The organism is Paraburkholderia sediminicola, from assembly GCF_046027355.1.
Taxonomy (GTDB): Bacteria; Pseudomonadota; Gammaproteobacteria; order Burkholderiales; family Burkholderiaceae; genus Paraburkholderia; species Paraburkholderia sediminicola_B.
This window is the reverse complement of the sequence record NZ_JAQQEK010000002.1, coordinates 333,064-352,047: the sequence shown is the minus strand read 5'-3', so window position 1 is coordinate 352,047 and position 18,984 is coordinate 333,064. Positions and strand designations below refer to the sequence as shown.

The following is an 18,984-nucleotide window of genomic DNA, read 5'->3' as shown; positions in this document are numbered from 1 at the left end:
CGTTTGCCGGATCGTTATCGCCGTTGTTACTCACGAGGCTTCACCGTTGCACTCAATGGCCGCGGGACCGGCGCTATTTCCACGCGACGGTTTTTGGCGCGCCCTTGCTCGTCGGCATTCGAACTCACCGGTTGCCCGGAGCCGAACGCAGCCGCAAACAGCGACGACGCGGGCACGCCGTCGTCGATCAGCGCGCGCGTCACCGTCAACGCGCGCTGCGCCGACAATTCCCAGTTGTCGGCGAAACGGCGGTTGCCTTCGCGCAGGCGCTGGTCGTCGGTAAAGCCGCTCACCATCAGGATTTCGTCATTGGCGCCGAGATACGCGGACAGCGGTCCGGCCAGGCTCTTCAGCAGATCCCGGCCTTGCGGCTGCAATTGATCCGAGTTCAGCGCAAACAGCACATTGCCGCTGATGCCGATGCGCCCGTTCACCAGCGTCACGCGCCCAGCCGCGAGCGGGCCCGCGAGCGCCTGCTCGAGCGTCTTGCGGCGCTGCGTTTCCAGCTGACGCTGCTTGACCTCCTGCTCCAGCTTGCTCGAAAGCTCCAACTGCACGCCGATCACGCCCACGAGGATCAGCACGAAGGCGCCCAGCAGCACCGACATCAGGTCGCCGAAAACCGGCCAGATCGGCGCGACCTGCTCCACGCCGCCGTCGATGTCCTCGCTCATGCCGCCTCAACTCCGGCTGAAGCGCGCCGGCCGGCGAGCTGCTGCAGGTCTTCGACGATCTGCTTCTGCGACATCACGCTCAGGTCGATGACTTCCCGCGCCTGCGCCACGTAGTACGCAAGCTGTTCGTCGCTGCGTGCGAGGGATTTGTCGAGCGCGCTCTCGATACGTTGCAGGTGCGTCACCAGCTTGTCGTTCGACTCGCCGAACACCTGGACGGCGGCGCCGAACGCTTCGCCGAGACTCGCCACTTCGACGGCGCTGCCGGTGACTTGCGCGGCAACCGAGCCCAGTTTGCCGGTTTCGAGTTCGATCTTGTCGGTGAAGCGCGTGCCGACGCGCTCCAGCAAATCCGCCGACGTGGCGACCAGCGCGTCGACCGCCGTGCGCTGCTCGGTGGATGCGTGATTGACGGCGTCGAGCAGCGTTTCCAGCGTTTCCAGCAGGCGGCCGCGCTCTTGCAGCATCGCGGTGTCGCGGACCATGCTGTCGGAGAGCTTCTGGCGCAGTTCGGCGACGACTTCGGCCGCGGCCTTGGGCGCTTCCGAGGCCGCTTGCACGAGTTGGCCGATCTCGGCGATCGTGTCGCTGGCGTGGGCCTGCGTCTGGGCCGAGATGTCGCGCGCGGTTTGCGCCAGCGTCTCGCAGATTTCCTGCTGACGGCTCGCGGTGCGTGCGCCCGCTTGTTCCCACTCCTGGCTCAGCGTCGTGGCCATCGCCCCGAGCGCTTCGGTCCAGGCTGCCAGACGCTGCTGATCCCGCGAGGCCAATTCGGCTTGCAGGTTCGCCGCAGCCTTCGGCGCTTCCGCTGCAGCCTGGACGAGCCGGTCGATTTCGGCAATCGTATTGCTGGCGTGTGCTTGCGTTTGAACCGATATGTCGCGCGCCGTTTGCGCCAACGTCTCGCAGATTTCCTGCTGACGGCTCGCGGTTTGTGCGCCCGACTGTTCCCATTCCTTGCTCAAGGTCGCCGCCATCGCGCCGAGCGTCTCGGTCCAGGCTGCCAACCGCTGCTGATCCCGCGAGGCCAATTCGGCCTGCAGATTCGCCGCGGCTTTCGGCGCTTCCGCCGCAGCCTGCACGAGCCGGTCGATTTCGGCAATCGTGTTGCTGGCGTGCGCCTGCGTTTGAGCCGATATGTCGCGCGCCATTTGCGCCAGCGTCTCGCAGATTTCCTGCTGACGGGTCGCAGTGCGCGCGCCCGATTGCTCCCATTCCTTGCTCAACGTCGCTGCCATCGCGCCGAGCGTCTCGGTCCAGGCTGCCAACCGCTGCTGATCCCGCGAGGCCAATTCAACCTGCAGATTCGCCGCTGCCTTCGGTGCTTCCGCCGCGGCCTGCACGAGCCGGTCGATTTCGGCAATCGTGTTGCTGGCGTGCGCCTGCGTTTGAGCCGAAATATCACGCGCCGTTTGCGCCAACGTCTCGCAGATTTCCTGCTGACGGCTCGCGGTTTGTGCGCCCGACTGCTCCCATTCCTTGCTCAACGTGGCAGCCATCGCACCAAGCGCTTCGGTCCAAACCGCGAGCCGCTGTTCATCCTTCGAAGCCAGCGCGGTCTGCAAGTCCGCGTGCGACTGTCCGACTCCGCGCAGCAGGGACGCCGCGTGCTGCTCGAAAGTCGCGGCGGCCGCAGCCATTGCCTGCTGGTTGCTCGCCGCGAGCTTCTCGCCGACGCTCTCCTGACGCGACAGCGCCTCGTTCCAGGCCTGCGAGACCTTGCCCGCCGTGCTGTCCAGCCGCGCGGAAACGCCATCCAGCAGACCGGCCGAGCGTTGCTCGAACGTGTCGGTGAAGCGATCCAGCGAGGCGCGCAGATGCTGCGCCAGTTCCTCGCTCGAACGCTGATGCCCTTCCAGTGCCTTGTTCCAGATATCCGCGACGGTCGTCGTGGTCGTCTCGAAGCCGCTCGTCAGCCCGTCCAGTTGCCGCTGCACGGCGTGCGTGACGGTGTCGTGCAACGCCGTCGTCTCGCGCGCGAGGCCGGCCATCGTGGCTTCCATGACCGGCTGCAGCGCCGCGCCGGCGGCGCGCGTGCTGTCCGCCACGCTCTCCTTCAACGACTGCTCGACCGAACCGGCGAGCCGCGTATAAGCGGCCTCGGCCCTGCCGTGGAAGGCCTCCTGACTGGCGATCTGCCGCTCGTTCAACGCGAGGCTTTGTTGCTCGATGGCCGACATCATCGTCTGCAGACGGTCGACCAGCGTGGGCATCACTTCAGTCTGACGTTGCAAAAGCCGGAACGCTTCCTCGCGCTGATGGCTCTGCGAGTAGATGCGCAGGGTCGTCGCGATCTTCACATCGAGCATCTGCGCTGCCTGCAGGCGCTCACGCCGGCACAGCGCGGACAGCAGCCCCAGCATCGCGGAAGTCGCCACGCCCGCAATCGAGGTGCCGAACGCAAAGCCCAAACCCTTGACCGGCGCGGCGAGCGAAGCGCGGATCGCCTGCAGGTCGGTCGCGCTTTCCAGCGCCATGCCGGTGCCGCGCAAGGTCACCACCATGCCGAGCAGCGTGCCGAGCATGCCCAGCAGCACCAGCAAGCCGACCAGGTAAGGTGTCAGCGCCGGACCCGGCAAGGCCACCCGCTCGCCCTCGACACGCAGGCGCGCCGCGTTGCGCAAGCTCGGATGCAAGGGCTCGAGCCATACGCCGAGGCTCGGCGGCGGCCCGGACAGCCCGGCGACCGCGTGCGTCAGCGTGGCCGTGGCCTGGTTGTAGCGGTGCAATTCGAGCGCGCCCGCCAGGTAGCACACGCCGATCAGTAAGGTGACGGCCAGCGCCAGCGGGTTCGAACCGAGGTAGCCGGCGGCGATCCAGCACACAGCGGCCAGACCGGCCAAAAACACGACGAGATCAATACGATATCTGGACATAGTGTCCCAGTTAGCTGGCGCGAAGGGCGGCTAGCAACCCTTCGACCGGTTGTAAACGAACATCCAGTTCGGCAAGCAACACGCTTTGCATGTCCTTGCGGAACACATTCAGCCATGCGCCGGGTGTGAGCGCCGCGGTGTTGCTTGCGGCGTTGCTTGCGGCATCGCTTCCCGCGTCGTCCGCGGCCTCGGCGGCCTCGGCGGCGGCCAGCGTCGCCTGCTCGGCCGCGCGCAGACGCTCGAAGTGGCCGGCGAGCAGCCCAGGCACGCTAGCGAGCAGCGTGCGCTCGCGCTCGCCCAACGCGCGCTCCATCACCGCGTCCACCATCGCGAGCCGCGCCATGGCGGGCGTTCTGGTGGCCAGCATGCCCCGCAGGCGGCCGCGCAGATTGCCGATCGCCATTTCCATCGACTGCTGGATGGAGAGATAGCGCTGACGAAAAACCGCGTAATCGGCCGCTGGCTCCACGGGCGCATTCTGCGACGACGCATGTGCGGACCCATGCGCGGACCCGCGCCGCCTGTCGGCCGCGAACACGCTATCGCCCGTGACGGTCTTCGCCAGCGAACTGCGTGCGCGCACGTACTCCGACTCTTCGGCGCTGCCGAAGCTTCGCGCGGCGGCGGTGACGGCGGGCGGATTGCCGCTCAGTGCCGAGGACAGCGCAATGGCGTCGGTCCAGCCGAGCCATTGGCTGAGCCGGTCCGAGAGCGATTGCCTGGATTCGGGAGCATCGACATCCGCGAGGCGTGCCAGTAAGCGAATGAGCGCCGGGCCGCTGAGGGCGGTGCGCTGGGGGGCTTGCAACATACCACCGGAGACAAAAAAGTCGCCAGTTTACACGCTGTCGGCGCCTGGGCGGCTGCGAGTCGATCCGCGGACCGTGCGCGAGGCGCATTTTACTTGACCGGCGCGGTGCTCGGCGGCCCTGCCGGCTTGGTGATTCGCCTGCTGCTTTGGCCTTCTTCGACGTTTTGCTTCGACGTTCTGCTTCGGCCTTCTGCTCCGGCTTGCTGCCCCGGCTCGCTTCTCCTCCCGATCGCGCGCCTACTGAAGCGACACGCCCTTGTTCGTCACAAGATTTTCGCGCATCCAATGCTCCATGCTGCAAACCGCCATGCCGCGCTGCGCGTTGAACGTGCGATCCATGTCCCATGACACGCCCGCGCCTTCCGCAAACACCACGCGGTACTTCCTGATTGAGCTGCCGGGCTCCCCGGCCAGTTCGCCTTGCAATTGCGGCACGCGCCATTCGACGCGGTGAGCCTTGCGCCCGAGCAACGTGTCGACGGCATCCGCCACCTGGCGATAAGTCACCGTATCCCCAGCGACGAACACGACCTCGTCCGCGATGCGCGGTTCGGCGAACACGATCTCCACGGTCAGCCTGCCGATGTCGTCGGCCGTGGTGACAGTCACCGCGTTGTCCCAACTGCCGAGCGCGTGAACCGTGTTCTGCTCCAGATCCACCACGCCGAAGGACGGCTCGAACAGGAAACTCGTGAACATGCCGGTCGACACGATCACCCATTCGGTCCGGTCTTGCACGCGCAGCAGGTCGCGCACGTCGAGTTGTTCGTCGAACAGGTCCTGCGCGCTGCCCCGGCCGATCACGTCGTAGTCCACGCCGAACTGCCACGGGAAATAGCGCGCGACGCCGGCCGCGAGCACGGCACGGGCAATCTTCAACTGCACGCCTTTGCCGCCGACAAACCCGGTGCAGGAGACGACCGTGTCGAAGCGTCGGAACAGCGCGGCAAGCGATGCCTCGGACTGCGCGGCCAGATCGCCCGGCACGAGCTCGATGGAGAGCGCGCGCAACTCGGCGACCTCCTTCTGCTTGGCGGCATCGCTCGATTGTAGGGTCGACGGCCGCAGAAGAACCGCGACCGACACGCCCGGCGCCGACGCGGCCCTGCGCGCGAGACTGCGCAATACGGCCATGCCGAGTTCACCGGCGCCGAGGACGAGAATGGATTGAGTGTGCGACATGGGTAGGACCTTTTCGAAGTTCGGGAATCGATTGATTGGCGTTCGCTGATGCGATCCGCTGGCAAGACGTGGCGTAGTAGCTTCCTGCACACGTCAACCGGACGATCTGGAGTCTAGGTGCGCAAGTCGCCGCCATTGTTCGCCCTCACGGAATTGAGAAAGCGCCCGCGTCGAACCCACCGGCTCAAGTCGGATAAGCGAACGACTCCATGTAAGATGAACGCCCGCTTCAACGCGCCTGTGGACGGCGCTGCGCGAACCTGGACAGGTGCCCCGCTCATGGACAAACTTCAAGCGATGACGACCTTCATGCGCATCGTCGAGGCTCAGAGCTTCAGCAAGGCCGCTGAGACGCTTTCGCTGCCGCGTTCGTCGGTGACCACGATGATCAAGAATCTGGAGCACGAGCTGGGCACTGCCCTGCTCCGGCGCAGCACGCGCACGCTCAGCCTGACCGACGCAGGCGAGCGGTACTACGCGTCCTGCCGGGCGATTCTCGCGGAAATCGCGCGCGTGGAAAGCGAGTTGTCCGCCGACGCAGCAACCCCGCGTGGACGTGTCCGCGCGGACATGCCGGGCGTGATCGGGCGCGCGATGGTGTTGCCGCGGCTCCGCGAATTCGAGCAGCTCTTTCCCGGCATCGAACTCGTGCTCGGTCTGAGCGACCGGCCTGCGGACCTGATCTACGACGGCATCGATTGCGTGATCCGCACCGGCGAACTGGCCGATTCGAGCTTGATTGCGCGACGGCTCGGAGAACTCAGCTGGATCACGTGCGCATCGCCGCGATATTTGAAAGAATATGGCGAGCCCGAAAGCGTGAGCGCACTCAACGATCACCGTGCGATCAATTACATTTCGAACGCCACCGGCAGGCCGCTCGACTGGCGCTTCCACGTCCAAGGCGAAGATCTCACGATGACCATGCCAAGCCGCTTCTCGGTGAATGAAACAGAAGCCTATCTGCAATGCGGCCTGGAAGGATTGGGACTGATTCAGCTCTCGGAGTTCGTCGCGCTGCCGTATCTGAAATCGGGACGTCTGAAAGAAGTCCTCGCCAGTGCGCGATCGTCGGCTGTGCCTGTTTCGATCGTCTATCCACACGGCCGGAATGCAAGCGGCGCGACCCGAACGTTTGTCGACTGGATTGCGGAGCTCTTCGAACAAAGCGACTTCAAGCGAGGCCTATAAGTAGAATGAAATTCGATACCGTTGTGCTCGGGGCGGGCATTGTCGGCGTATGCGTTGCCGTGCATTTGCAGAAACGCGGCCGTCAGGTCGCGCTGGTCGATCGCAAGCTGCCCGGCAACGAGACCTCGTTCGGCAATGCCGGGCTGATTCAGCGCGAAGGCGTTTATCCCTACGCGTTTCCTCGCGGACTCGGCACGTTGCTGCGCTACGCGCGCAACCAGTCGGCGGACGTTCGCTACCATGCCGATGCGATCGTCAAGACAGCGCCGTTTCTGTGGCAATACTGGCGCAACTCTCATCCGACGCGGCACGCCGCCATTGCGAAGTCGTACGCGACGCTGATCGAGCATTGCGTGAGCGAGCACCGGGCGCTCGCTACGGACGCCGGCGCGAGCGCTCTGTTGCGCCCAATCGGCTGGATGAAGGTGTTCCGCACCGCAGCGGCTCGCGATGCGGAAACGCGCCTTGCCGAACAGTGGCATCGCGAATATGAGGTCGAGTTCGAAGCGCTCGACGCCGCCCGCCTGCAACAGATGGAGCCCGATCTCGACAAGACTCTACTGGGCGGTCTGCGCTATCCGGCATCCGATTCCGTGAGCGACCCGAACGCGCTCGTCACCGCTTACGCCCGGTATTTCGAAGCGCTCGGCGGACGGTTTTTTATCGGCGATGCGGACACGCTGCGCGATGGCTGGCAAGTCGATACGGAAGCGGGAACGATCTCGGCTTCATCCGCGGTCGTGGCGTTGGGGCCGTGGTCGGGTCGCGCGAGTACACGATTGGGTTACCGCCTCCCCCTCGCCGTCAAACGCGGATATCACATGCACTACGAGCCGCAGGGGACGGCCCGCCTGAATCATCCGGTGCTCGACGCGGAAGGCGGCTACGTGCTAGCGCCGATGGCACGCGGCATCCGCTTGACGACCGGGGCGGAAATCGCGAACCTCGATGCGCCCAGGACACCGACGCAACTCGCCGCGGTCGAGCCGGTTGCCCGCACGCTGTTTCCCTTGGGCAAGCGTCTCGATGACGAACCCTGGATGGGCCGACGTCCCTGCACATCGGACATGATGCCGATCATCGGGCCCGCGAAAAAACACGAAGGCTTGTGGTTCGCGTTCGGCCACGCGCATCACGGGCTGACCTTGGGTCCGATAACCGGACGTCTGATCGCCGAGATGATGACCGGCGAAGAAACGCTCGTGGACCCGCGGCCGTTCAGCGTTGAGCGGTTCTAACTGCGCGGGTCGCGCTTCGAGCCACATAAAAAAACGCCGCGGACAAACAAGCCCCGCGGCGTTTCTCTTACGTCAACATCAATCGCTCAGGCCGCAGCCACCACCCTACGCGGCGACAGAACCGACACGGCGAAACTCACGACGATATTGACCACCAGCGCGATCAGCCCGATATAGACCGGATAGACCGCATCGCCGAGATGCAGGGCGAACACCGGCTTGAGGCCTTGGGAAATCGCCAGTCCGGTGCCGAGCACGATCCCGGCCAGCCAGCCGAGGAACAGGCCCGGCGTGTTCAAACGACGCGTGTACAACGAGAACACGATCGCCGGGAAAATCTGCAGAATCCACACGCCGCCCAGCAGTTGCAGGTCGATCGCGTACTGCGTCGGCAGGAACACGATGAACAGCAGCGCACCGAACTTCACGACGAGCGAGACGATCTTCGCCGTGGAAGCCTCGCCTTCAGGCGAGATATTCGGCGAAACGAGCGGACGCCACAGATTGCGCGTGAACAGATTGGCCGCGCCGATCGACATGATCGCCGCGGGCACCAGCGCGCTGATCGCAATCGCCGCCGCCGCGAAGCCGACGAACCACGACGGGAACAGCGTGTTGAACAGCGCCGGCACCATGTCCGAAGCCGACTTCACATGCACGCCGGCCGCGATCGCCATATAGCCGAGCAACGCAATCAGACCCAGCAGCAGCGTGTAAGCCGGCAGGAAGATCGCATTCTTGCGCACCGTATTCGCCGACGAGGACGACAACACCGCCGTCATCGTATGCGGATACATGAACGCCGCCAGCGCCGAGCCCAAAGCCAGCGACGCATAGGCGGTGAATTGCGTCGGCTTCAGAATGATGCCGGTCGCGCCGCCCTTGGCCTTGAAATACGTATCGGCCGCGTCGAACACATGCGCGTAGCCGCCGAGCTTGGCCGGAATCAGCCACACCGCCGCGATCACGACGATGTAGATCATGATGTCCTTGACGAACGCGATCATCGCCGGCGCGCGCAGGCCGCTCGCATACGTGTACAGCGCGAGAATCACAAAGGCGACAATCAGCGGCATTTCGCCGGTCACGCCGAGCCCCTTGATCACGACCTGCATACCCACCAGTTGCAGCGCGATATACGGCATGGTCGCGACAATGCCGGTGATCGCGACGGCCGCCGGGAACCACTTGCCGCCGTATTCGCCCTGCACGTAGTCCGCTGCCGTGATGTGGTTTTTCGCCTGAGCGATCTTCCACAGTTTCGGCATGACCGCGAACACGAACGGATAGACGATGATCGTGTACGGCAGTGCAAAGAAGCCATACGCACCTACCGAATAGACCAGCGCCGGTACCGCGATCACCGTATAAGCGGTATAGAAGTCGCCGCCCACGAGGAACCACGAAATGACCGTGCCGAACTGGCGGCCGCCGAGGCCCCACTCGTGCAATTGCGTCAGGTCGCCCCGTTTCCAGCGCGCGGCAAAGAAGCCGATCACGGTGACGAGAACGAAGAATGCGATAAAGACGGTCATCGCAACCGGATTCACAGGATTCGTATCGCTCATTTGACACCTCGGTACACGACGTAAATCAGTAGCGAGGTCAACGGCACCCACAAGAACTGATACCAGTAGAAGAACGGAAAGCCGGCGAACGACGGACGCGTGTCGTTATAGAACGGCAGCCACAGCAATGCGATGTACGGGATCAGCAGGATCAGCCATAGCCATGAACGGCCGGCAGGTTGGGAGGTCTCCACAATCATCTCCTAAGTCTATTATTGACACCGCGCGCCACGACTTGTGGTCAGCACGCGGAAGCCGGTTACGCGATATGAGTCGGCAAAACCGGAGTGCGCTCCTCGCGCCGCGCAAACGCCCTCAAGGCGCACTACGCCGCGGGGATGTAGTATTCGCCTTCGTGAGCGTCCTCACAAGCGCGCAACTACGTAAGCCGGCTACGTAGTATTACGTAGCCGGTCGGCCGTCTTTTCAACGATGAAACTCAAAGCCAAGATTGTCCTGCTGGCGATCGTGCCCTTTCTGGCCGCCATCGCGAGCATCGAAATCGGTGTGCGCCAGGAAGCCACGGCGCTCGCCGAGACGCAGCACGCGACCACGCAGGCCGCCTATATGGCGAGCAAGGAGATCGAGCTCAAGCATTACGTCGAACTCGCCACCACCGCGATCGCGCCGCTCTATAACGCCGGCCAGGACAATGCGCGCGACGACGCGATGCTGCGCACGCGCGCGCTCGACGTGCTGGAAAAAATGGACTTCGGCAAGGACGGCTATTTTTTCGTCTACGACATGCACGGCCGTTCGTTGATGCATCCGCGCGAGCCCGACCTCGTGGGGCGCGACCTGTGGGAAATGCGTGACCGCGAAGGCACGTTGACGATCCAGCAGCTGCTCGCCGCGGCCTCGCGCGGCGGCGGCTATGTGCGCTACCTGTGGCATCGTCCGTCGACGGGCAAGGTGGCCTCGAAACTCGGTTACGTCGTGCCGCTGCAGCGCTGGGGCTGGATGATCGGCACCGGCATCTATCTCGACGACGTGGATAGCACGCTCGCGCATATCGACGCAGGCGCTGCCGCCAACATCGATCGTACGATGAAATGGATCGACGCGATCGCCGTGGCCGGACTCGCCGTGATCGCGCTGTGCGCGCTCGTGCTCAACGTCACCGAATATCGCAGCGCGGACGCCAAGCTGAAGCGGCTCGCGCAGCAGGTGGTGGAGTCGCAGGAAAACGAACGGGCGCGCCTGTCGCGCGAATTGCACGACGGTATCAGCCAGATGATGGTCTCCGTGAAGCTGCTGCTCGAATCCGCGCTGGCGCGCTTCGAGCGCAGCGAAGTGCGCGTGCCCGCGGCCGAGGCCGCGCTCACCACCAGCCTCACGCGGCTTGGCGACACCTTGCGCGAAGTGCGGCGCATTTCTCACGCGCTGCGCCCGTCGATGCTCGACGATCTCGGCGTGGCGGCCGCGCTGGAGCAACTCTCGCGCGAACTCAGCGAACAGTCGGGCATCGAAATCGGCTTCACGCAGATCGCCCACACGCACGCCGCGGCTTTGCCCGACGCGGTCAACACCGTGCTGTTCCGGATCGCCCAGGAAGCGCTGACGAATATCGTGCGCCACGCGCAGGCGACGAGCGCGGCGCTCGCGCTGGAAGTATCGAACGACGCCGTCACGCTGAACATCGCGGACAACGGACGCGGGTTCGACGTCACGCATGCGTTCGTCGGCCGGCGCTCGGGCGTGGGTCTGCGCAATATGCGCGAACGCCTCGAAGCGCTGGGCGGCACGCTGTCGCTCAGTTCACAGGCCGGCCACACTCTCGTCACCGCACGCGTGCCGCTGGGATCGACCGAGCCGACATTGCCGGCCTTGCAGGAAACCTGACCATGAACGACGCCTCACCCACTATCGCCCGTCTGATTCTCGTCGACGATCACCCGCTCGTGCGCGACGGTTTGCGCGCGCGCCTCGAAGCGGTGCGTAACCTCGAAGTGGTCGGCGAAGCGGGCAATGCGCAAGAAGCGCTCGCCCTCGCCGCGAGCGCGGAGCCTCACCTCGTGCTGATGGATGTCGGCATGAACGGAATGAACGGCATCGCGCTGGCCGGTATGTTTCACGAGCGCTTTCCGGCGATTCGCGTTCTCATGCTGTCGATGCACGACAATCTCGAGTACGTGACCCAGGCAGTGCGCGCAGGTGCGAGCGGCTACGTGCTCAAGGACTCGCCCGCCACCGAAATCATCCAGGCGATCGGCGCGGTGCTCGAAGGCAAACAGTTTTTCAGTGCGGGACTGGGCGCGCGTCTGATTCAGGCTTCGGCAACGCAGTCGCCCGTCGAACGGCTGACGCCGCGCGAGCGCGACATTCTCGACGCGCTCGCGGAAGGCCTGTCGAGCAAGCAGATCGCCCAACGCAACGACCTCTCCGTGCGTACGGTGGAAACGCACCGGCTGAATCTGAAACGCAAGCTCGATATTGAAGGTCAGGCCGAGTTGATCAAGTTCGCGGTGGAGAACCGGCGCACGAGCCGGTGAAGACCTGACTGACGCGGATCGGCGATCGCCGCATAATCAGCACTGCACCCACTCAAACTACTGCCGTCGTTCCGTCTAATCTACTCAACGCCCGACACCTGGAGCTGATGAGGATGAAACGCTCGATCTCATTGCGGCTAGCAAGTCTGCTGATCTGTTTCGCCGCCACTCACGCGCACGCCGAATCGGCGCGCGTCAATCGCGGCCACGATCCGTTCTTTCAGATCTCCAAAGCGATCGGCGACTGTCCGGCGCCTTTGGGTCCACTCGAAACCGAGCGGGAATGGCTCGACGACAGCCATTACCGGATCGAGCGCGGCAATAGTTGCTGGGTGGAGGGCCGCTGCCGTTTGTCGAACGCCTATCTATACGACGTGGAAATTGCCGACGCCGTCCAGCGGCGCCTCACCAACATCAATTTCGCCACGCACTGGCGCGAACAGTCGACGCTCTGGCTAACGCTGCAACGCCGCTTCATCTACGTCGAAGGCTGCGTCGCACCGGGTTTCGACAAGCAGGCCTTCCTTACCGAACTCGCGAAAACCGCGGACGTCGAGCGTGTGATCGACGACACGACCACTAATCCGCACGCCGCACAACTCCCCTACAAAACGCTTGCGAATCCGGATAAGCCAGTACTCGATCCAGGCAACTAGCCACATAAGCCGACGAGCGAAAGCAGCACGCGCGTGATATCCGGTATCACGCTGCAACGCCTATATCGGCAATCGAACATAGCAACGCAGAAATCGAACTTTGGGCGTTTCGACGTCATTGCTACCATCGGCGACCCGACATATCCGGTCACCACAACAATGACAACACAACGATCGCAGCGTGCTTCTTTTCGTCTTGGCATGATCGGCGCCGCCGTCGCCAGCCTCGTCGCACTCGCATCCTGCGGCGACGACAACCTGCCCGGCCCGACGCCGACACCCGTTGTCGCCCAGAAACGCCCGAACATTCTGTACATCATGGCCGACGACCTCGGCTATTCCGACATCCACGCGTTCGGCGGCGAAATCAATACGCCCAACCTCGACGCGCTGGTGCAATCGGGCCGCATTCTGACGAATCATCATACGGGCACTGTCTGCGCGATCACGCGTTCCATGTTGATCTCCGGCACCGACCACCATCTGGTCGGCGAAGGCACCATGGGTGTGCCGACCGATGAGCGCAAAGGGCTGCCGGGTTACGAAGGCTATCTGAACGACCGCGCGCTCTCCGTTGCGCAATTGCTGAAGGACGGCGGATATCACACGTATATGGCCGGCAAATGGCATATCGGCTCGGGCATTGTCGGCAGCACGACGGGTGGTGGACAGACGCCCGACCAATGGGGCTTCGAACACAGCTATGCCCTGCTCGGCGGCGCCGCGACCAATCACTTCGCGCACGAACCGGCGAACTCGCGGAACTACACCGAAGACGGCAAATACGTGCAGCCCGGTCAGCCAGGACAACCGGGCGGCACGGGCGGCAGCCCCGCGGTGTTCTATTCGACCGACTTCTACACGCAACGCCTGATCTCGTACATCGACTCGAACAAGGGCGACGGCAAACCGTTCTTCGCCTACGCGGCCTACACGTCGCCGCACTGGCCGCTGCAAGTACCCGAGCCTTATCTGCACAACTACGCCGGCAAATACGACGCCGGTTACGACGCGATCCGCAACGCGCGCATTGCGCGGCAAAAAGCGCTCGGCATCATTCCGAACGACTTCGTGCCGTACGGCGGCGCATCGGAAACGCTCGTCGCGACCGCGGCCACCGCGAGCAACGGCACGGTGAACGCGAAGTACGTGAGCGCCGTGCATAGCGCGGCGCAAGGCTATACCGACTATGGTCCGGGCACGGTGAACAAGACGTGGGCGAGCCTCTCGCCCGCCGAGAAGAAAGCGCAGGCGCGCTATATGGAAATCTACGCGGGCATGGTCGAAAACCTCGATCACAACATCGGCCTGCTGATCCAGCATCTGAAGGATATCGGCGAGTACGACAACACCTTCATCATGTTCCAGTCGGATAACGGCGCGGAAGGCTGGCCGATCGACTCCGGCGCCGACCCGACCGCGACCGACACCGCCAATGCCGCCGACCCGGTCTATTCGGCACTCGGCACCGATAACGGCAAGCAGAACGCGCAGCGTCTGCAGTACGGCTTGCGCTGGGCCGAAGTGAGCGCGACGCCGTTCCGTCTGACCAAGGGTTATTCGGGCGAAGGTGGCGTCTCCACGCCGTTGATCGTCCATCTGCCGGGTCAGACCACGCAGAAGCCGACACTGCGCGACTTCACGCACGTGACCGACAACACCGCGACGTTCCTCGCCGTCGCGCAGATTCCGCCGCCCACGCAGGCCGCGCCGCCGCTCATCAATACGCTGACCGGCGTCGATCAGAACAAAGGCAAGGTGGTCTATAACAATCGCTACGTGTATCCGGTCACCGGGCAGTCGCTGCTGCCGTTGCTGAACGATCAGGCCACGAGCGCGGTGCACACCGCATCGTTCGGCGACGAAGCCTACGGCCGCGGTTATCTGCGCAGCGCCGACGGCCGCTGGAAAGCGTTGTGGACGGAACCGCCGCTCGGCCCCGTGGACGGTCACTGGCAACTGTTCGACATGAGCGCCGACCGTGGCGAAACGCAGGACGTGTCGACGCAGAATCCCTCGGTAATCGACGGTCTCGTGCAGCAGTGGAACAGCTATATGAGCAGCGTCGGCGGCGTCGAACCGTTGCGTCCGCGCGGTTACTACTGAGCACGCAATGACCGTTAGATTCAAGCTCAAAAGCAAGGCGGCGTTGTACGGCGTCTACGCGGCGATCGCCACGGTCGCCTTCACCGCCGCATTTACCGCCGCGACGGCCGCTTCGGCGGTCTTTAGCGGCGGCAAACAAGGCGCATTCGACGAGCTCAACACGTCGCGCCCGCTGGCCGCGCTCGGCTCCGAGCAGCAATGCGAGCGTTACGCGGGCCTGCCCTTGCGCTGGCGCGACGATCCGAAAGCCGGCATGGTGCATCTGCATGGCGGCGACTTCGTGTTCGGCAGCAAACTCGGTTATGAAGACGAGCGTCCGGCCGGCGATGGCAAGACGCGCGTCGCCGGTTTCTGGATCGATCAGACCGACGTGACGAATGCCCAATTCACCGCATTCGTCAAGGCGACGGGCTATGTCAGCGATTCCGAGCGTCAAGGCGGCGCCGTGGTATTTCACACGCCGACACGCGATGAGATGAATGCGCGCGATCTCGCGTGGTGGACGTGGGTGAAAGGCGCCGCGTGGAATCATCCCACCGGGCCCGGCAGTTCGCTCGAAGGCCGCATGAACCAGCCGGTGACGATGGTCACGCAAGCCGACGCGCTCGCCTACGCGCGCTGGCTCGGCCGCGATCTGCCCACCGAAGCCGAGTGGGAATACGCGGGCAAGGCAGGCCACGAAGGCGCGAACCTCGACACCGCGCCGCGCGATGAACACGGCGAGCCGAGCGCGAATTACTGGCAAGGCGTGTTTCCCGTGCTCAACACGAATGAGGACGGTCACGTCGGTCTCGCGCCCGTCGGCTGCTATGCCGCCAACGATTTCAAGCTCTACGACATGATCGGCAATGCGTGGGAATGGACCAAGGATGTTTATACCGGTCCGCATCAGTCGCACACCAACGGCGATACCGCGGCCGTCGCGCCGCTCAGCCGTAAACACGACACGCCGATGGTCATCAAAGGCGGCTCGTTCCTGTGCTCGCGCGACTATTGCGTGCGCTATCGGGCGGCGTCGCGTGAACAGCAGGAAGCGGATTTGCCGGCGTCGCACATCGGTTTTCGCACGGTGTTGAGGGACGCGTCATGAAGTCACGGCTATTCGCGACGGCCGTGCTGCTGGTTGCCGCTTCGATGGCTCAGTACGTGCAAGCCGCCGCGTCGCAAGTCATCAAGGTGGGCGTGAGTCCGGGCACGCATGCCGAGATCATGGACGAAGTGCGCCGCGTCGCGGCCAGTCGCGGACTCACGCTCGACGTGGTCGTATTCGATCAGCCCGAACGCATCGACGCCGCGCTCGCCGCGAAGCAGATCGACGCGGCGAGTTTCGAAGACGAGCCACGCTTCGACGCACAACGCAAACAGCACGCCTTTGCGCTAACGAGCGTCGCCACTACCGTGACGTTTCCCATCGCCTTGTATTCGCGCAAACTGACGAACCTCGGCCAGTTGCAACGCGGCGCGACGATCGCAATCCCCGACGATCGTGATGGCACGGCGCGTGCCTTGATCCTGCTGCAGAACTTCACGCTGCTGACGTTCAAGGACACGGCGGGCCTGCACGCGACGCTCGCCGACATCACGAGCGACCGGCTGAATCTGCAGATCCGCCAGGTGCCGCGCGCACGTCTGTTCGACACCTTGAACAGCGTGGCCTTCGCCGTGATCGATAGCGACGACGCGGCGCGCGCGGGTCTTTACCCGGCGCGCGACAGCCTCGGCCTCGAAGACGCCCGCTCGCCCTACGCCAACGTGTTGACGGTGCGCGATTCCGACCGCGCTCAGCCCTGGGTTGCGCAACTGGTGGCGGCTTACCATTCGAACGACGTCGCGCATTTCATTCTGACGCGCTATCAGGACTCGGTGCGCCGGCCGTGGTGAACGCTTTCTCGTTTGCATGCACGGCGTGCGGCAAGTGCTGCAATAGTCCACCGGCCATGTCGTTACCCGAGTTGTTCCGCCATCGCGACCGGTTCATCGGCTGCCTTGCGATTGGCCGCGTGCCGCGCAGGCGCCTGGGTGAGCGGGTGCGCGTCGGCCGGCACGAAGCCGTGCTCGACGAGGCCGATATCGCCGCCTTCGATTCGATCGCGGACACGCTGCTCCATCGCGCGGGCGACATCTTCAGCATCATGACGCAGGGCTACGATTACCCTTCTCTGGCGTGCTGTCCCGCGCTCGCTGATGATGGACGCTGTGCGATCCATTTAAACGGTAAGCCGGTCACGTGCGAAGTGGTGCCGCTCGATCCGCTCGTACCGGATACGCTGCAACATCTCGTGCTGGCCGGCCGCAATCAGAGCGCCTCGTACCTGGGCGCCGACTGCATTCAGGAAGGTGAACGCGCGGACGCCGCACTGATGATCGCGCAAGGCAAGATAAAAGACGCGAATGCGAAGGACGCTTTGGCGCGTCGCCGCCGCGCGCTAGAAAGAGAACGTGAAGTGTGGGGCCGTGCCGTATTCGAATCGTTGCGTAAAGACCTGTTCGACTCGCCCACCGCGTTGGCGCGCATTCCGCCGGATGGCTTTCTGACGATCTCGCTCGTGCCGGCGCTATTGTCCGTGGCCAGTACTTCCGCACGCTGTCGCCAGTTATGTCTCGACTATATCGACAGCCAGGTCCCGTTGATCGACCGCAGTATTGAGCAAGCGCTTTTGCGACGCCGACTGGATGATCGTCCGGTCACTCAGGAATTGCGCGGATTCGCTCATGCGTATCAACGTGCCAAGGCGCTTCTCGCCACACCGCTACCAGCCATGGGAGCGGAGAGCAGCGCGCCCTCTTCTTTATCAACTACCGAAGCCTATCTCTCGGGCGCGGATCACTAGTCAAAAGATTCGTCAGAGTTGCGTATCCAGCAGCGGCACGAACTGTTCGATCAGCTTTTCCGTAAAGGGCCGGTGCATCCATGCTTCGAGCGTGACCTGCTGCGACTTCTTTATATCGTCGGCGAAAACGGCGGTTTGCTGCCTCGCGAAGTCACGGTCGTAGATGTTCAGATTCGCTTCGTCGTTAAGCTTGAACGAACGGTTATCGAAATTGGTCGAGCCGACCGAAACCAGATATTCGTCCACCACCAGCAATTTGCAGTGAAACATGGTCGGCTGATACTCGTACATTTCCACGCCCGCTTTGAGCAGATCGCCCCAGCACGCGCGCGATGCTTCCCGCACGGTATGCGTGTCGATTTTTTTTCCGGGCATGATGATCTGTACTTTCACGCCGCGTTTCGCCGCCTCGACGATTGCGTTGATAGTCAGCTTGTCGGGAACGAAATAGGCACTCGCCAGATGAATGGAGTGCGTGGCCGCCGTGATCGCCATCAGATACATCAACTGCATGTCGTCGCTGCCGCCGGAGGGTGAGCTGCTGAACATATGCGCGAGGCCATCGCCCATTGACTCGACATCGGGGAAATAGCCGGGACCGTGCAGCACATTGCCGGTTGCCTTGACCCAGTTGTCCATGAATACGGCCTGCATATGGCCGACCACAGGACCCGCCACGCGGAAATGCGTATCGCGCCAATGCTTTTCATTCTGCGCGTGGCCCGTCCACTCCGGAGCGATACCCACACCGCCGGTAAAGCCGATATGCCCGTCGATCACCAGCAGTTTGCGGTGCGTGCGATTGTTCATGCGGCCAAGGCCGGTCCAATGGGGCTTGTGATACTGAATCACTTCCGCGCCGGCATCGCGAAGCAGATTCAAATACCGCTTATCCATTTTCGACGAGCCGACCCAGTCGAGCAGCACGTGTACCGCGATGCCTTCGCGCGCTTTATCCGCGAGTGCCTGCGCAATCTGCTCGCCAATTTCCCCGGACCAATAGATAAAGGTTTCAAACGTGATGGTTTGACGTGCGGAACGGATGCCTTCCAGCATCGATGGAAAAATGTGGTCACCGTTGAGCAGCATCTCGAAGCGATTGCCCGAGATGACCGGCGGCCCGAGCAGCAAACCCATTGAGCGAAGGAATTGCGGATCGTCGCTCGCATAAAGGCGTTCGATCTTATGTTCGATCTTCTTCTCGCCGCTCGATAAATTGGCAATCACCAAGATGATGACGAGCGTGACGAAGGCGGTAATGGGAATCGTCAGCATGCGTGGCCTCGATGCTAATCGGCGGGACGCGTCGCATGCGCGTCCTGCGGTTTGACGAAGACTCCGGGCCTCGGCCCCGGCTTT

The 18,984-nt window shown here is 63.5% G+C and carries 16 protein-coding genes; 9 read left to right on the top strand and 7 right to left on the bottom strand.

Features of this window, described 5'->3' with window-relative positions:
* Nucleotides 1-26: 26 nt before the first annotated feature.
* From PQR42_RS04820 to PQR42_RS04805, 4 genes are all read right to left on the bottom strand, one after another.
* Nucleotides 27-674, bottom strand: a complete 648-nt coding sequence (locus PQR42_RS04820) for an OmpA family protein (RefSeq protein ID WP_408382766.1) — start codon at nt 672-674, stop codon at nt 27-29.
* Nucleotides 671-3,550 carry a DUF802 domain-containing protein gene (locus PQR42_RS04815; RefSeq protein WP_408382763.1) on the bottom strand — a complete coding sequence of 960 codons (2,880 nt, stop codon included), beginning with the start codon at nt 3,548-3,550 and terminating at the stop codon, nt 671-673. The genes PQR42_RS04820 and PQR42_RS04815 overlap by 4 nt, the downstream gene beginning before the upstream one ends.
* Before the next feature lie 10 nt (nt 3,551-3,560).
* Nucleotides 3,561-4,361 carry a DUF3348 domain-containing protein gene (locus PQR42_RS04810; protein ID WP_408493577.1) on the bottom strand — a complete coding sequence of 267 codons (801 nt, stop codon included), beginning with the start codon at nt 4,359-4,361 and terminating at the stop codon, nt 3,561-3,563.
* A gap of 237 nt (nt 4,362-4,598) precedes the next feature.
* Complete coding sequence (locus PQR42_RS04805; protein ID WP_408382758.1) at nt 4,599-5,543, bottom strand: aromatic alcohol reductase; 945 nt, start codon at nt 5,541-5,543, stop codon at nt 4,599-4,601.
* Between the two features lie 279 nt (nt 5,544-5,822).
* Here PQR42_RS04805 and PQR42_RS04800 point away from each other — a divergent pair, with 279 nt between their 5' ends.
* Nucleotides 5,823-6,734 carry a LysR family transcriptional regulator gene (locus PQR42_RS04800; protein WP_408382756.1) on the top strand — a complete coding sequence of 304 codons (912 nt, stop codon included), beginning with the start codon at nt 5,823-5,825 and terminating at the stop codon, nt 6,732-6,734.
* Nucleotides 6,735-6,739: 5 nt separating this feature from the next.
* On the top strand, nt 6,740-7,972 hold the full coding sequence (locus PQR42_RS04795) for an NAD(P)/FAD-dependent oxidoreductase (RefSeq protein ID WP_408382754.1): 1,233 nt from the start codon (nt 6,740-6,742) through the stop codon (nt 7,970-7,972).
* Nucleotides 7,973-8,058: 86 nt separating this feature from the next.
* Here PQR42_RS04795 and mctP read toward each other — a convergent pair whose 3' ends face one another.
* Complete coding sequence (gene mctP / locus PQR42_RS04790; protein WP_408205083.1) at nt 8,059-9,540, bottom strand: monocarboxylate uptake permease MctP; 1,482 nt, start codon at nt 9,538-9,540, stop codon at nt 8,059-8,061.
* Complete coding sequence (locus PQR42_RS04785; protein ID WP_007177944.1) at nt 9,537-9,734, bottom strand: DUF3311 domain-containing protein; 198 nt, start codon at nt 9,732-9,734, stop codon at nt 9,537-9,539. The genes mctP and PQR42_RS04785 overlap by 4 nt, the downstream gene beginning before the upstream one ends.
* 238 nt (nt 9,735-9,972) lie before the next feature.
* On the opposite strand from PQR42_RS04785, the gene PQR42_RS04780 reads away from it, so the two are divergent.
* From PQR42_RS04780 to PQR42_RS04750, 7 genes are all read left to right on the top strand, one after another.
* Nucleotides 9,973-11,382: a cache domain-containing protein gene (locus PQR42_RS04780; protein WP_408382752.1), complete on the top strand. Its 1,410-nt coding sequence runs from the start codon at nt 9,973-9,975 to the stop codon at nt 11,380-11,382.
* 2 nt (nt 11,383-11,384) lie between these two features.
* Entirely contained in the window at nt 11,385-12,032 is a 648-nt protein-coding gene (locus tag PQR42_RS04775; protein ID WP_408382749.1) for a response regulator, read from the top strand.
* Between the two features lie 113 nt (nt 12,033-12,145).
* Nucleotides 12,146-12,688, top strand: a complete 543-nt coding sequence (locus PQR42_RS04770; protein ID WP_408382747.1) for a hypothetical protein — start codon at nt 12,146-12,148, stop codon at nt 12,686-12,688.
* Nucleotides 12,689-12,847: 159 nt separating this feature from the next.
* Nucleotides 12,848-14,794, top strand: coding sequence for an arylsulfatase (locus tag PQR42_RS04765; protein ID WP_408493576.1), 1,947 nt, complete (start codon nt 12,848-12,850; stop codon nt 14,792-14,794).
* Between the two features lie 7 nt (nt 14,795-14,801).
* Entirely contained in the window at nt 14,802-15,884 is a 1,083-nt protein-coding gene (locus PQR42_RS04760) for a formylglycine-generating enzyme family protein (RefSeq protein ID WP_408382743.1), read from the top strand.
* On the top strand, nt 15,881-16,675 hold the full coding sequence (locus PQR42_RS04755) for a MetQ/NlpA family lipoprotein (RefSeq protein WP_408382740.1): 795 nt from the start codon (nt 15,881-15,883) through the stop codon (nt 16,673-16,675). Before PQR42_RS04760 ends, PQR42_RS04755 begins: the two co-directional genes overlap by 4 nt.
* Entirely contained in the window at nt 16,669-17,625 is a 957-nt protein-coding gene (locus tag PQR42_RS04750) for a hypothetical protein (RefSeq protein WP_408205076.1), read from the top strand. Before PQR42_RS04755 ends, PQR42_RS04750 begins: the two co-directional genes overlap by 7 nt.
* A 12-nt stretch (nt 17,626-17,637) precedes the next feature.
* On the opposite strand, the gene cls is transcribed toward PQR42_RS04750, so the two are convergent.
* Nucleotides 17,638-18,900 (bottom strand): cardiolipin synthase, encoded by a 1,263-nt coding sequence (gene cls, locus PQR42_RS04745; protein ID WP_408382738.1) that lies wholly within the window; start codon nt 18,898-18,900, stop codon nt 17,638-17,640.
* Nucleotides 18,901-18,984 lie beyond the last annotated feature (84 nt).

Coding starts and splice junctions, on each gene's coding strand:
- PQR42_RS04820 (WP_408382766.1), bottom strand. CDS start 674: ATGAGCGAGGACATCGACGGCGGCGTGGAGCAGGTCGCGCCGATCTGG.
- PQR42_RS04815 (WP_408382763.1), bottom strand. CDS start 3,550: ATGTCCAGATATCGTATTGATCTCGTCGTGTTTTTGGCCGGTCTGGCC.
- PQR42_RS04810 (WP_408493577.1), bottom strand. CDS start 4,361: ATGTTGCAAGCCCCCCAGCGCACCGCCCTCAGCGGCCCGGCGCTCATT.
- PQR42_RS04805 (WP_408382758.1), bottom strand. CDS start 5,543: ATGTCGCACACTCAATCCATTCTCGTCCTCGGCGCCGGTGAACTCGGC.
- PQR42_RS04800 (WP_408382756.1), top strand. CDS start 5,823: ATGGACAAACTTCAAGCGATGACGACCTTCATGCGCATCGTCGAGGCT.
- PQR42_RS04795 (WP_408382754.1), top strand. CDS start 6,740: ATGAAATTCGATACCGTTGTGCTCGGGGCGGGCATTGTCGGCGTATGC.
- mctP (WP_408205083.1), bottom strand. CDS start 9,540: ATGAGCGATACGAATCCTGTGAATCCGGTTGCGATGACCGTCTTTATC.
- PQR42_RS04780 (WP_408382752.1), top strand. CDS start 9,973: ATGAAACTCAAAGCCAAGATTGTCCTGCTGGCGATCGTGCCCTTTCTG.
- PQR42_RS04775 (WP_408382749.1), top strand. CDS start 11,385: ATGAACGACGCCTCACCCACTATCGCCCGTCTGATTCTCGTCGACGAT.
- PQR42_RS04770 (WP_408382747.1), top strand. CDS start 12,146: ATGAAACGCTCGATCTCATTGCGGCTAGCAAGTCTGCTGATCTGTTTC.
- PQR42_RS04765 (WP_408493576.1), top strand. CDS start 12,848: ATGACAACACAACGATCGCAGCGTGCTTCTTTTCGTCTTGGCATGATC.
- PQR42_RS04760 (WP_408382743.1), top strand. CDS start 14,802: ATGACCGTTAGATTCAAGCTCAAAAGCAAGGCGGCGTTGTACGGCGTC.
- PQR42_RS04755 (WP_408382740.1), top strand. CDS start 15,881: ATGAAGTCACGGCTATTCGCGACGGCCGTGCTGCTGGTTGCCGCTTCG.
- cls (WP_408382738.1), bottom strand. CDS start 18,900: ATGCTGACGATTCCCATTACCGCCTTCGTCACGCTCGTCATCATCTTG.